Origin of the sequence: Bacillus atrophaeus, assembly GCF_039519175.1 — a bacterium.
Taxonomy (GTDB): Bacteria; Bacillota; Bacilli; order Bacillales; family Bacillaceae; genus Bacillus; species Bacillus atrophaeus.
The window spans coordinates 1,302,929-1,315,850 of record NZ_CP154443.1; the positions used below are offsets into that span (position 1 = coordinate 1,302,929).

The window sequence follows — 12,922 nt, forward strand, 5'->3', positions numbered from 1 at the left end:
AAAGTCAGCTTATTTTTGGCTTTGAAGCTGGTTTTGGATTTCTTTAATGATTTGCTCAGCGCCTTCTTGGCTAAGAACCAATTTACCGTTTGCAAGTTTAAGGTTATCGTCAGAAACTTCACCAGTTACTTGGCAAGTCATGTTAGGCTTATATTTTTTAAGGATGATTTTTTCATCATCAACATAAATTTCAAGAGCGTCTTTTTCTGCGATTCCAAGTGTACGGCGCAGTTCGATAGGAATAACTACACGTCCTAGTTCATCAACTTTACGTACGATACCAGTAGATTTCATAAACATTCTCCTCCCAAGAGATACTTATTTGTAAATTATAATTATCTTCGTCATTATTCGACAAAATCCTTACATTCATAGCATATCAAGGTTTCCAATAATCGTCAATCATTTTGTTTACTATTGTTTGTAAGAATTAGTTCTTATAGTCAATAAAGTCCTTGAAAATACTGAAATAACAGCTTTTATATGCTCTTTCATAAAGCCATTATCCTACTAAAAAAGCTTTTAAATCAAGACTTTCGAACCAAAGTTTTTTATATCAGTAGATTATATACGACAAAATTCGACATGAACAGACTTTTTTTATTTTCATTAAAGATTTTTAATTTTTATTCTCTTTTTTCTCCATATGTATATATCCTTGATCTTAAAGGCTAAGATGGTATCATAGATAGAGGACAAAATATAAAACATATTGTATATCAGTTAACAGCCGCTCTCGTCCATTGGGCGGGAGTTTTTTTGACATTCTGATTGGGAGGTTTCAAGATGCCGCAAGACAAAAATACATTCTATATTACAACACCGATTTATTATCCGAGCGGAAAATTACATATCGGCCATGCCTACACAACAGTGGCAGGAGATGCAATGGCACGTTACAAAAGATTAAAAGGCTTTGATGTTCGCTATTTAACGGGAACGGATGAGCACGGCCAAAAGATTCAGCAAAAAGCGGAAGAAGAAAATATCACACCGCAGGAATATGTAGACCGTGCAGCGGCCGATATCCAAAAACTATGGAAGCAGCTTGAAATCTCTAACGATGACTTTATTCGGACGACAGAGAGCCGGCATAAAGTTGTGATTGAAAAAGTGTTTCAAAAATTGTTTGATAACGGAGACATCTATCTCGATGAATATGAAGGCTGGTACAGCATTCCAGATGAAACGTTCTACACGGAAACGCAGCTTGTTGACATTGAACGGAATGAAAAAGGTGAAGTAGTCGGCGGGAAAAGCCCTGACAGCGGCCATCCTGTTGAATTAATTAAAGAGGAGTCTTATTTCTTCCGTATGAGTAAATATGCGGATCGTCTGTTGGCTTTCTATGAGGAAAATCCTACTTTCATTCAGCCGGAATCACGTAAAAATGAGATGATTAACAACTTTATTAAGCCTGGACTAGAGGATCTAGCCGTTTCACGCACCACTTTTGACTGGGGCGTAAAGGTTCCGGGAAATCCAAAGCATGTCGTGTACGTATGGATCGACGCCTTGTTTAATTATTTAACCGCACTAGGCTTTGATACTGAAAATGATGAGCTTTATCAGAAGTATTGGCCTGCCGATGTTCATTTAGTCGGAAAAGAAATTGTGCGCTTCCATACGATCTATTGGCCGATTATGCTGATGGCTCTTGATCTCCCATTGCCTAAGCAAGTATTCGCACATGGCTGGCTGCTGATGAAGGATGGAAAAATGTCGAAATCTAAAGGGAATGTCGTTGATCCGGTAACATTGATTGAACGATATGGTTTAGATGAACTTCGTTATTACCTTCTTCGTGAAGTGCCGTTTGGATCAGATGGTGTGTTTACGCCAGAAGGATTTGTGGAACGGATTAATTATGATTTGGCCAATGACTTAGGAAACCTTTTAAACCGTACCGTTGCGATGATCAACAAATATTTTGACGGAAATCTTGGTTCATATGAAGGGACAATCACTGAATTTGACCAAACTCTTTCTTCCGTTGCTGAAGAAACGGTAAAGTCGTATGAACGTGCTATGGAAAACATGGAATTCTCAGTGGCCTTGTCGACATTATGGCAGCTGATCAGCCGTACAAATAAATATATTGATGAAACTGCTCCATGGGTGCTAGCTAAGGATCCGGCGAAAGAAAAAGAATTACAATCTGTTATGTATCACTTGGCTGAGTCGTTGCGTATTTCAGCTGTGCTACTTCAGCCGTTCTTAACAAAAACACCGAAAAAAATGTTTGAACAGCTAGGCATAACTGATGAAACTTTAAAAGCTTGGGACAGTATTACGCGCTTTGGCCAGCTGAATAAAACAAAAGTACAAAAAGGCGATCCTTTATTCCCTCGTCTTGAAGCTGAAGAAGAAATTGCCTACATCAAAGAGAAAATGCAAGGAACAGCTCCGGCTCAAGAAGAGACAAAAGAAGAAGAGCCGCAAGAGGTCGATCGTTTACCTGAAATTACAATTGATCAGTTCATGGATGTAGAGCTTCGGGTGGCCGAAGTCCTTCAAGCAGAGCCTGTGAAAAAAGCTGACCGATTATTGAAATTGCAACTTGATCTTGGATTTGAAAAACGCCAAGTTGTATCAGGAATTGCGAAGCATTACACTCCTGAACAGCTTGTCGGCAGAAAATTAATATGTGTAACAAATTTAAAACCAGTCAAACTAAGAGGAGAGCTTTCTCAAGGAATGATCCTTGCCGGAGAAGCTGACGGCGTGTTATCAGTCGTCTCTATTGACCAGTCCTTACCAAAAGGCACAAGAATTAAATAATATCAAACAAAGGGTGTTTCACGTGTAACAATTCGTCGAACACCCTTTGTGTTTTCGACAAGAAAGGAGTTTTTATATATGTTATTTGACACGCATGTGCATTTAAATGCCGAACAATATGATACAGATTTAGAAGAAGTGATTCAGCGGGCAAGAGAGGAAAAAGTCGACCATGTGGTAGTGGTAGGTTTTGACCGTCCGACAATCACACGGGCGATGGAACTCATTGAGGAGTATGATTTTATGTACGCTGCCATCGGTTGGCACCCGGTTGATGCCATTGATATGACGGATGAAGACCTGTTATGGATAAAGGAGCTGTCCGCTCATGAAAAAGTGGTGGCTATTGGTGAAATGGGCTTAGATTATCACTGGGATAAATCACCTAAAGATGTGCAGAAGGAAGTCTTTAGGAAACAGATAGCTCTCGCAAAAGAAGTTCGCCTTCCGATCATTATTCATAATCGTGATGCAACCGAGGATGTTGTAACCATATTGAAAGAGGAAGGCGCGGAGGCCGTCGGGGGAATCATGCATTGCTTTACAGGCAGTGTGGAAGTCGCACGGCAATGTATGGACATGAATTTTTATTTATCCTTCGGAGGCCCGGTGACATTTAAAAACGCAAAAAAACCAAAAGAAGTTGTAAAAGAAATTCCAAATGACCGTTTATTGATTGAAACGGATTGTCCTTTTCTAACGCCGCATCCTTTTCGGGGAAAAAGAAATGAACCAAGCTATGTTAAATATGTCGCTGAACAAATTGCTGAATTAAAGGGCATGACTTATGAGGAAGTGGCAGCTGTCACGACAGAAAACGCGAAAAGACTTTTCCGCATAAACTGACAGCATACGCTGTTGCCTTTTGTTGGGGCTTGTCCTTTTCAACGACGATTCAAAAAAGTTCTACACGCTTTCTTCTTCTCATAGGATAGGTTTGTCGACAAGTCTTTCTTCCTTTTCCAGGTTCGGTTTTGCATAATTAGGAATACACACTGAGCTTTTGGGAGGAAAAGAAAGGAGGGTTGACAGCCTTTTAGATACTCTATATAATCTCTCCGAGGAGAAGGAGGCGTTTTTCATCACACAAAAAATGAAAAAGCTGTTTTCCGTAAAGCTTAGCAAAAGCAAAGTCATTCTGATTGCTGCTTGTTTGCTATTGGCAGGAAGCGGGACTGCGTACGGGGCTCATGAGCTCACGAAACAACCAATCTCAGTTTCTATCAATGGCAAAAAGGAACAAATGCGCACACATGCAAAAACTGTAGGGGAGCTTTTAGAGGCTCTGGACATAAAGACAAGAGAAGAAGACCAGATCACCCCTTCTAAACAGACAAAGATAACAGCTAACATGAATGTTGTGTATGCAGCTGCAAAACCTGTCGAGCTTACAAGAGACGGGGAAGAAAAGACATTATGGACAACGGCAAAAACAGTCGGTGCATTACTGGACGAACAAGATTTTGATGTGAAAGAACACGATCAAATAGATCCTGCAATAGATACAGAAATTTCTAAAGACATGAAGATAACCATAGATCCCGCGTTTCAGGTCACCGTAAATGACGCTGGGAAAGAGAAAAAGATATGGACGACTTCGACTACGGTCGCTGACTTTTTAAAACAGCACAAGATGAACATAAAAGACGAAGATAAAATCAAGCCTGCGTTAGACGATAAGCTGACGAAAGGAAAGGCTGATATTCACATTACTCGTATCGAAAAGGTCACCGATGTAGTTGAAGAAAAAATAGCGTTTGACGTGAAAGAAAAAGAAGACGCATCTCTTGAACAAGGGAAAGAAAAGGTCGTTCAAAAAGGAAAAGAAGGCAAGCTCAAAAAACATTATGATGTTGTGAAGGAAAACGGCAAGGAAGTTTCCAGAGAGCTTGTAAAAGAAGAAACAGCTGAACAAAGTGAAGATAAAGTCATTGCTGTCGGCACAAAGCAAACCAGTCCGAAGATTGAAAAGGTCGGCGCGGCATCAACTGCTGATAATCAAGCTTCTGACACTGTATCACGCAGCAATGAATCAACAGGTAAAGTGCTTACTGTAGCTTCTACGGCTTATACGGCAAGCTGCAGCGGTTGTTCCGGTCACACGGCTACGGGTGTCAACCTAAAGAATAATCCGGACGCAAAAGTTATTGCAGTTGACCCCAACGTTATTCCGCTGGGCTCTAAAGTCCATGTGGAAGGGTATGGCTATGCCATCGCCGCTGATACTGGGTCTGCTATTAAAGGAAAGAAAATTGACGTCTTTTTCCCTGAAAAATCGGCCGCTTACCGATGGGGAAACAAACAAGTTACGATTAAAGTTCTTAACTAAATTTGAGTATGTATTCAGAGGGTTTTGCGCCCTCTGTTTTTTTCGTTATAATAGATGAAGTGTATTTTCTGTTTATTAGACGCTTAAAATGAGGGAAAGTTTCGTTTGAATATAAAAAAGTTTTTACTTTTTATGTGGAGGCAGCAATGAAAATTAAAGAAATTATCGTGGTCGAAGGTCGCGACGATACAGCGCGTATAAAGCTGGCTGTTGATGCGGATACAATTGAAACAAACGGTTCAGCAATCGGAGACCATGTGATAAAACAGGTTCGCTTGGCGCAGGAGACAAGGGGCGTCATTATCTTGACCGATCCTGACTTTCCGGGCGAAAAAATCCGTAAAACGATATCTGAGGCTGTTCCCGGATGCAAGCATGCCTTCTTGCCGAAGCATCTTGCCAAACCTAAGAATAAACGGGGAATCGGAGTGGAGCACGCTTCGATTGAAAGCATCAGAGCTTGCTTGCAAAACGTTCATGAAGAAATGGAAGATCAGCCAAGCGAAATTGCTGCTGAAGATTTAATCCATGCCGGGCTGATTGGCGGTTCTGCTGCAAAACGCCGTCGTGAAAGGCTTGGCGATATATTAAAGATAGGCTATACAAATGGAAAACAACTTCAGAAACGGCTGCAAATGTTTCAAATTACAAAAAGCGATTTTATGAGTGCACTTGATGATGTACTGCGGGAGGAACAGAATGAATAAAGACATAGCGACGCCGATTAGAACGAAAGAAATACTGAAAAAATACGGTTTTTCTTTTAAAAAGAGCTTAGGGCAGAACTTCCTGATTGACACGAATATTTTAGACAGAATCGTGGATCATGCAGGAGTGACGGAGAGAACCGGTGTAATTGAAATCGGTCCGGGAATAGGGGCTTTAACTGAACAGCTCGCCAAACGGGCAAAGCAGGTCGTCGCTTTTGAAATCGATCAGCGGCTTCTTCCGATTCTGAAAGATACATTGTCTCCTTACGATAATGTAACCGTCATTCATCAGGATGTGCTAAAGGCTGACGTACGGACCGTCATCGAAGAACAATTTCATGATTGTGATGAGATCATGGTTGTAGCAAACCTTCCGTATTATGTAACGACTCCGATTATCATGAAGCTGTTGGAAGAAAACCTTCCGTTAAAAGGGATTGTTGTGATGCTGCAAAAAGAAGTTGCGGAGCGTATGGCGGCTGATCCATCTTCGAAGGAGTATGGTTCACTTTCAATTGCCGTGCAGTTTTATACCGAAGCAAAAACAGTAATGACCGTTCCGAAAACGGTATTTGTCCCTCAGCCTAATGTAGATTCAGCTGTTATTCGGCTGCTGCTTCGTGAGGGTCCTGCTGTCGATGTGGTAAATGAAGCCTTTTTCTTTCAGTTGATTAAGGCAAGCTTTGCTCAGCGCCGTAAAACCCTTTTAAATAACCTGGTGAACAACCTTCCTCAAGGGAAAGAAAAGAAATCAATCATTGAGGAAGTCTTGAAAGAAACACAAATTGACGGCAAGCGCCGAGGCGAAGCATTATCGATTGATGAATTCGCGGCCTTGTCTAACGGATTGTATAAAGCCCTTTTCTAAGAGGGCTTTTTTATTTTGCGTCACCACATGGACTGCCGGCACATAGGCTAGAGAAGGACCTTATATTCAGCCGTAAGGAAAGCTTGGACTTTTCAGGCGTCGCAGGGGAAGAGAGAGGCCTTCAGAAAGGCTCTTTCTTTCTCAATGAGGCTTAGTCTATGTGTGGAGTGAGTAACATGCAATTTCAAATAGGGGATATGGTAGTCAGAAAATCCTATCAAATGGATATTTTATTTCGGATTATAGGCATAGAACAAACAAGCAAGGGTAATACAATCGCTATTTTGCATGGTGATGAAGTGAGATTGATTGCAGATGCTGATTTTTCTGATTTGGTGGCGGTTCAAAAAGATGAGCAGCTGATGCGGAGAAAGAAAGACGAGACCAGGATGAATGAATCGCTTGAATTGCTTCGCCAAGATTATAAATTGCTTCGTGAAAAACAGGAGTATCATGCCACAAGCCAGTATCAGCATCAAGAGCACTATTTTCATATGCCGGGAAAAGTGCTGCATCTGGATGGTGATGAAGCATATTTGAAAAAATGTCTCGCCGTCTACAAGAAAATAGGTGTACCCGTTTACGGCATTCATTGCCATGAAAAGAAAATGGCCGCTTCGATTGACGAATTACTCGACAAATATCGACCTGACATTTTAGTCATCACCGGGCACGACGCTTATTCCAAGCAAAAAGGCGGTATTGATGATTTGAGTGCTTACAGACATTCAAAGCACTTTGTCGAAACAGTTCAGAAAGCAAGGCGAAAAGTGCCGCACTTGGACCAGCTTGTCATTTTTGCGGGTGCCTGCCAATCGCATTTTGAATCCTTAATAAGAGCGGGAGCCAATTTCGCAAGCTCCCCTTCAAGGGTCAACATTCATGCCCTCGATCCCGTTTATATCGTAGCGAAAATCAGTTTTACGCCCTTTATGGAGCGGGTCAATGTATGGGATGTGCTCCGTAACACGTTGACCAGAGAAAAGGGATTAGGCGGCATTGAAACACGGGGTGTGCTTAGGGTGGGTATGCCGTTTAAGTCAAATCAATAAAATGAAAACCCGCATATTTCGTGTATGCGGGTTTTTAAATTTACATAATGATACATAATTTACCGAAACTTGCGGAAAATATCAAAGGAATCAAAAGAATTTTGTCAAAATAATTTTGTTGACAATAGCTTATTAACGTTGATATAATTTAAATTTTATTTGACAAAAATGGGCTCTTGTTGTACAATAAGTGTAGTGAGGTGGATGCAATGGCGAAGACGTTGTCCGACATTAAAAGATCGCTTGATGGGAATTTAGGTAAACGGCTGACGTTAAAAGCAAACGGTGGCCGCCGAAAAACGATTGAGCGTTCGGGCATTTTAGCTGAGACGTACCCTTCTGTTTTTGTGATACAATTAGACCAAGACGAGAATTCGTTTGAAAGAGTTTCATACAGTTATGCAGATATTTTGACTGCAACGGTTGAATTACGATTCAATGATGATGCAGCAAGCTCATTGGCATTTTAACGGGCAGTGAATCTTTTGTTCACTGCTTTTTGTTTTGTCTAAAAAATGATTTCCCAATAATTTTCTTGAAAGTTTCATCTGATTAAACAAATGATAAAAGGGTCACATGTTTTATCGTGGCGTGCACGAATGGCTATCATCTCTGAAAGGGGCTGTTTCGTTTGGGCAGACGTCGTGGAGTTATGTCAGATGAGTTTAAATATGAGCTGGCGAAAGACCTTGGTTTTTACGACACTGTAAAAAATGAAGGTTGGGGAGGCATTCGTGCCCGTGATGCCGGTAATATGGTTAAGCGGGCAATTGAATTAGCCGAACAGCAAATGGCTCAGAATCAGAATAACCGATAAGGCAGTGGCCCGGGGGACTTTTGTTCCCCGGTTTTTTGAATTCATCATGAATACTTGATTGCCGGCATTATCGGTATATACCTCCTGCTCTTCAAATGTGATACAATGTTCATACTTATGTTTAGATGGAGAAGTAGGTGAAAGCTATGCGTATTTTAGAAAAAGCGCCGGCCAAAATAAATCTGTCACTCGACGTCACGAAAAAGCGCCCGGATGGTTATCATGAAGTTGAAATGATTATGACAACAATCGATCTGGCTGATCGGATTGAACTGACAGAGATTGCTGAGGATGAAGTAAGGGTAGCCTCACACAATCGCTTTGTTCCAGACGACCAAAGAAACTTGGCTTATCAGGCTGCCAAGCTTATCAAAGACAGATACAAGGTGAAAAAAGGAGTTTCCATCATGATCACAAAGGTGATTCCGGTGGCAGCGGGCCTTGCGGGCGGAAGCAGCGACGCAGCGGCTACACTCAGAGGGCTGAACAGACTGTGGAAATTGAACCTTTCTGTTGAAGAGCTTGCAGAGCTTGGGGCTGAAATCGGATCAGATGTCTCGTTTTGTGTATATGGAGGAACTGCTCTTGCGACCGGGCGAGGAGAAAGAATCAGGCATATTAGTGCGCCTCCGCACTGCTGGGTAATTCTTGCGAAGCCGACTGTAGGTGTGTCCACAGCAGAAGTATATAGGCAATTAAAGCTTGATAAAGTAGAACACCCGGACGTAAACGGCATGATTGAGGCCATTGAAGAAAAGAGTTTTCAGAAGGTATGCGGCCAGTTAGGAAATGTGCTTGAATCCGTGACGCTTGATATGCATCCGGAAGTGGCTATGATTAAAAATCAAATGAAGCGGTTTGGGGCAGATGCCGTTTTAATGAGCGGCAGCGGGCCGACTGTTTTCGGGCTGGTTCAGTATGAATCAAAGGTGCAAAGAATATATAACGGGTTAAGAGGTTTCTGTGACCAGGTTTATGCTGTCAGAATGATCGGCGAACAGAATGCCCTTGATTAAATCCGTATGTTAAGTTATATTATTTTTAAAATTATTCGGATTTTGGGGGTAAGTTCATGAAGTTTCGTCGGAGCGGCAGATTGGTGGACTTAACAAATTATTTGTTAACCCATCCGCACGAATTAATACCATTGACCTTTTTTTCGGAAAGGTATCAATCTGCAAAATCATCCATCAGTGAAGATTTAACAATTATTAAACAAACCTTTGAGCAGCAAGGAATCGGTACATTGCTTACTGTTCCGGGAGCTGCTGGAGGAGTCAAATATATTCCAAAGGTCAAACAGGCTGAAGCGGAAGAGTTTGTGCAGACACTTGGACAGTCATTAGTGAACCCTGAGCGTATCCTTCCGGGCGGTTATTTATATTTAACGGATATCTTAGGAAAACCATCTGTTCTTTCTAAAGTAGGGAAGCTGTTCGCTTCTGTATTTGCGGAAAGGGATATAGATGTTGTCATGACAGTTGCGACAAAGGGCATTCCGCTTGCTTATGCAGCTGCAAGCTTTCTTAATGTTCCTGTAGTTATCGTACGAAAAGATAATAAAGTAACCGAAGGGTCGACAGTCAGCATTAACTATGTCTCTGGCTCTTCTAATCGTATTCAAACCATGTCTCTCGCGAAAAGAAGTATGAAAACGGGTTCAAACGTTTTGATTATTGACGACTTTATGAAAGCGGGCGGCACGATTAATGGTATGATTAACCTGTTGGATGAGTTCAATGCCAATGTAGCGGGGATCGGTGTCTTGGTTGAAGCTGAAGGAGTAGATGAACGTCTCGTAGATGAGTATATGTCTCTTCTTACTCTTTCAAAAATCAACATGAAAGATAAATCAATTGAGATTCAAAATGGCAATTTTCTGCGTTTTTTTAAAGAAAACCTTTTAAAGAATGGGGAGACAGAAAAATGACAAAAGCAGTCCATACAAAACATGCACCAGCAGCGATAGGACCGTATTCTCAAGGAATTATTGTCAATAATATGTTTTACAGTTCAGGCCAGATTCCCTTGACTGCCGCCGGCGAAATGGTAAACGGCGACATTACTGAGCAAACTCATCAAGTATTCAGCAACCTGAAAGCAGTTTTGGAAGAGGCGGGCGCTTCTTTTGAAACAGTTGTGAAAGCTACCGTATTTATCGCTGATATGGAACAGTTTGCTGAAGTTAATGAAGTATACGGACAATACTTCAACACTCACAAACCGGCCAGATCCTGCGTTGAAGTAGCCAGACTCCCTAAGGACGCGTTAGTGGAAATTGAAGTAATTGCGTTAGTTAAATAACACAAAAAAAAGTGATTCTGAGCGCTCAGGATCACTTTTTTATTTATTTTATGCCGAGATAACAGCGGTATGACCTATTTGTGCAATATTATCCTATATTTTCAAAAAATATTTTTGAATTAAGCAGGAATTTAAAAAGAATCGTGGAATTGTTAGACTAATGCTTTTATATAGGGAAAAGGTGGTGAACTACTGTGGAAGTTACTGACGTAAGATTACGCCGCGTGAATACCGATGGTCGCATGAGAGCGATTGCATCCATCACGCTGGATCACGAATTTGTCGTACATGATATTCGTGTGATTGATGGAAACAATGGTCTTTTCGTTGCGATGCCGAGTAAACGCACCCCTGATGGAGAGTTCCGCGATATTGCTCATCCCATTAATTCTAGCACACGTGGAAAGATTCAAGATGCTGTGTTAAATGAGTACCATCGTTTGGGTGACACTGAAGCATTAGAATATGAAGAAGCTGGGGCTTCTTAAAATAACAAACAGCAAGGACTGCTTAGACGGCTGATCAAAGGGCCTCTATTTAGCGGTCCTTTTTTAATTCTGATTTTTCAATTATAAACCCGCTACATAGAAAATTCTTGCACTTAATGAAGTCTCCTTGAAATCAACGCATATTTAGGATATATTTTTCTATGGATAAAAGGGATATTGGAGGCCATTAAATGGATAAGCGGTTTGCAGTTGTTTTAGCGGCTGGACAAGGCACGAGAATGAAATCAAAGCTTTATAAAGTCCTTCATCCAGTTTGCGGTAAGCCTATGGTGGAGCATGTTGTAGACGAAGCTCTCAAATTATCTTTAGCTAAGCTTGTTACCATTGTCGGACACGGAGCCGAAGATGTGAAGAAGCAGCTCGGAGAAAAAAGCGAGTATGCGCTTCAAGCCGAACAGCTTGGAACAGCCCATGCTGTCAAACAGGCAAAACCTTTTCTTACAGGTGAAAAAGGAGTTACCATTGTTATATGCGGAGATACACCGCTTTTAACTGCAGAGACAATGGAAGCAATGCTGAAGGAACATAAAGAAAAAGACGCAAAAGCAACGATTCTGACCGCTGTAGCAGATGATCCGGCCGGATACGGACGCATCATCCGTAGTGAAAGCGGAGCGGTTCAAAAAATCGTGGAACATAAAGACGCTTCAGATCAGGAACGTCTTGTGAAAGAAATCAATACCGGAACGTATTGTTTTGATAACGAGGCTCTTTTTCGTGTCATCGAACAGGTTTCCAACGACAACGTGCAGGGCGAATATTATCTTCCTGATGTCATTGAAATTCTTAAAAATGAAGGCGAAACTGTTGCTGCTTACCAGACTGGTAATTTCCAAGAAACGCTCGGAGTTAATGATAGAGTCGCTCTTTCTCAGGCAGAATTGTTTATGAAACAGCGGATTAATAAACGGCATATGCAAAACGGCGTAAGCCTGATTGATCCGATGAACACATATATCTCCCCGGAAGCCGTCATCGGAAGCGATACTGTAATCTATCCCGGAACCGTGATCAAAGGTCAGGTTCAAATCGGAGAAGATTCAATCATCGGTCCTCATTCAGAGATTGAGAACAGCTCAATCGGCAGCCGCACTGTTATTAAACAATCAGTTGTCAATAACAGTAAAGTTGGGAATGATGTCAATATAGGCCCGTTCGCTCACATCAGACCGGAATCGACTATCGGCAACGAGGTAAAGATCGGCAATTTTGTTGAGGTTAAGAAAACTCAATTCGGAGACCGAAGCAAGGCTTCTCATTTAAGTTATGTCGGTGATGCTGAAGTAGGCACGGACGTGAATCTGGGCTGCGGATCAATTACTGTTAATTATGATGGGAAAAATAAATTTTTGACGAAAATTGAAGACGGCGCCTTTATTGGCTGCAACTCCAATTTAGTCGCTCCTGTTACAGTCGGAAAAGGCGCGTATGTAGCTGCCGGCTCAACGGTAACGGAGGATGTGCCTGGCGAAGCGCTTGCTATTGCCAGAGCAAGACAAGTAAATAAAGATGACTATGTGAAAAAAATTCATAAAAAACAATCCTAAAATCG

At 41.5% G+C, this 12,922-nt stretch carries 14 protein-coding genes; 13 read left to right on the plus strand and 1 reads right to left on the minus strand.

Annotated features, from left to right (window positions below; genetic code table 11):
• Positions 1 to 9: 9 nt before the first annotated feature.
• Positions 10 to 300, minus strand: coding sequence for a transition state genes transcriptional regulator AbrB (abrB, locus tag AAHT65_RS06710; protein ID WP_088116342.1), 291 nt, complete (start codon positions 298 to 300; stop codon positions 10 to 12).
• Positions 301 to 786: 486 nt separating this feature from the next.
• Here abrB and metG point away from each other — a divergent pair, with 486 nt between their 5' ends.
• The 13 genes from metG (at position 787) to glmU (ending at position 12,917) form a co-directional block, all read left to right on the plus strand.
• Positions 787 to 2,781 carry a methionine--tRNA ligase gene (metG, locus tag AAHT65_RS06715; RefSeq protein WP_003328595.1) on the plus strand — a complete coding sequence of 665 codons (1,995 nt, stop codon included), beginning with the start codon at positions 787 to 789 and terminating at the stop codon, positions 2,779 to 2,781.
• A gap of 78 nt (positions 2,782 to 2,859) precedes the next feature.
• Positions 2,860 to 3,627, plus strand: a complete 768-nt coding sequence (locus tag AAHT65_RS06720; RefSeq protein WP_010787391.1) for a TatD family hydrolase — start codon at positions 2,860 to 2,862, stop codon at positions 3,625 to 3,627.
• 157 nt (positions 3,628 to 3,784) lie between these two features.
• Positions 3,785 to 5,110 (plus strand): ubiquitin-like domain-containing protein, encoded by a 1,326-nt coding sequence (locus AAHT65_RS06725; protein ID WP_343311200.1) that lies wholly within the window; start codon positions 3,785 to 3,787, stop codon positions 5,108 to 5,110.
• A gap of 146 nt (positions 5,111 to 5,256) precedes the next feature.
• On the plus strand, positions 5,257 to 5,817 hold the full coding sequence (gene rnmV, locus AAHT65_RS06730; RefSeq protein WP_003328592.1) for a ribonuclease M5: 561 nt from the start codon (positions 5,257 to 5,259) through the stop codon (positions 5,815 to 5,817).
• Entirely contained in the window at positions 5,810 to 6,688 is an 879-nt protein-coding gene (gene rsmA, locus AAHT65_RS06735) for a 16S rRNA (adenine(1518)-N(6)/adenine(1519)-N(6))-dimethyltransferase RsmA (RefSeq protein WP_003328591.1), read from the plus strand. The genes rnmV and rsmA overlap by 8 nt, the downstream gene beginning before the upstream one ends.
• Positions 6,689 to 6,864: 176 nt before the next feature.
• Positions 6,865 to 7,740, plus strand: coding sequence for a sporulation peptidase YabG (yabG, locus tag AAHT65_RS06740; RefSeq protein WP_088116346.1), 876 nt, complete (start codon positions 6,865 to 6,867; stop codon positions 7,738 to 7,740).
• Between the two features lie 209 nt (positions 7,741 to 7,949).
• Positions 7,950 to 8,210 carry a biofilm formation stimulator Veg gene (veg, locus tag AAHT65_RS06745; RefSeq protein ID WP_003328589.1) on the plus strand — a complete coding sequence of 87 codons (261 nt, stop codon included), beginning with the start codon at positions 7,950 to 7,952 and terminating at the stop codon, positions 8,208 to 8,210.
• A gap of 161 nt (positions 8,211 to 8,371) precedes the next feature.
• Positions 8,372 to 8,557 (plus strand): small, acid-soluble spore protein, alpha/beta type, encoded by a 186-nt coding sequence (locus tag AAHT65_RS06750; protein ID WP_003328588.1) that lies wholly within the window; start codon positions 8,372 to 8,374, stop codon positions 8,555 to 8,557.
• 146 nt (positions 8,558 to 8,703) lie between these two features.
• The gene (ispE, locus tag AAHT65_RS06755) at positions 8,704 to 9,573 is read left to right on the plus strand and encodes a 4-(cytidine 5'-diphospho)-2-C-methyl-D-erythritol kinase (RefSeq protein WP_003328587.1); all 870 of its coding nucleotides are present in this window, start codon (positions 8,704 to 8,706) and stop codon (positions 9,571 to 9,573) included.
• A gap of 56 nt (positions 9,574 to 9,629) precedes the next feature.
• A complete protein-coding gene (gene purR, locus AAHT65_RS06760) occupies positions 9,630 to 10,487 on the plus strand; it encodes a pur operon repressor (protein ID WP_003328585.1) in 858 nt (285 codons plus the stop codon).
• Complete coding sequence (gene ridA, locus AAHT65_RS06765) at positions 10,484 to 10,861, plus strand: 2-iminobutanoate/2-iminopropanoate deaminase (protein ID WP_088116347.1); 378 nt, start codon at positions 10,484 to 10,486, stop codon at positions 10,859 to 10,861. Before purR ends, ridA begins: the two co-directional genes overlap by 4 nt.
• 194 nt (positions 10,862 to 11,055) lie before the next feature.
• The gene (gene spoVG / locus AAHT65_RS06770; protein WP_003328583.1) at positions 11,056 to 11,349 is read left to right on the plus strand and encodes a septation regulator SpoVG; all 294 of its coding nucleotides are present in this window, start codon (positions 11,056 to 11,058) and stop codon (positions 11,347 to 11,349) included.
• A 191-nt stretch (positions 11,350 to 11,540) separates the two neighbouring features.
• Entirely contained in the window at positions 11,541 to 12,917 is a 1,377-nt protein-coding gene (gene glmU / locus AAHT65_RS06775; protein WP_010787400.1) for a bifunctional UDP-N-acetylglucosamine diphosphorylase/glucosamine-1-phosphate N-acetyltransferase GlmU, read from the plus strand.
• The last annotated feature ends 5 nt before the right edge of the window (positions 12,918 to 12,922 follow it).

Coding starts and splice junctions, on each gene's coding strand:
- veg (WP_003328589.1), top strand. CDS start 7,950: ATGGCGAAGACGTTGTCCGACATTAAAAGATCGCTTGATGGGAATTTA.
- ridA (WP_088116347.1), top strand. CDS start 10,484: ATGACAAAAGCAGTCCATACAAAACATGCACCAGCAGCGATAGGACCG.
- purR (WP_003328585.1), top strand. CDS start 9,630: ATGAAGTTTCGTCGGAGCGGCAGATTGGTGGACTTAACAAATTATTTG.
- glmU (WP_010787400.1), top strand. CDS start 11,541: ATGGATAAGCGGTTTGCAGTTGTTTTAGCGGCTGGACAAGGCACGAGA.
- AAHT65_RS06720 (WP_010787391.1), top strand. CDS start 2,860: ATGTTATTTGACACGCATGTGCATTTAAATGCCGAACAATATGATACA.
- metG (WP_003328595.1), top strand. CDS start 787: ATGCCGCAAGACAAAAATACATTCTATATTACAACACCGATTTATTAT.
- yabG (WP_088116346.1), top strand. CDS start 6,865: ATGCAATTTCAAATAGGGGATATGGTAGTCAGAAAATCCTATCAAATG.
- rnmV (WP_003328592.1), top strand. CDS start 5,257: ATGAAAATTAAAGAAATTATCGTGGTCGAAGGTCGCGACGATACAGCG.
- ispE (WP_003328587.1), top strand. CDS start 8,704: ATGCGTATTTTAGAAAAAGCGCCGGCCAAAATAAATCTGTCACTCGAC.
- abrB (WP_088116342.1), bottom strand. CDS start 300: ATGTTTATGAAATCTACTGGTATCGTACGTAAAGTTGATGAACTAGGA.
- rsmA (WP_003328591.1), top strand. CDS start 5,810: ATGAATAAAGACATAGCGACGCCGATTAGAACGAAAGAAATACTGAAA.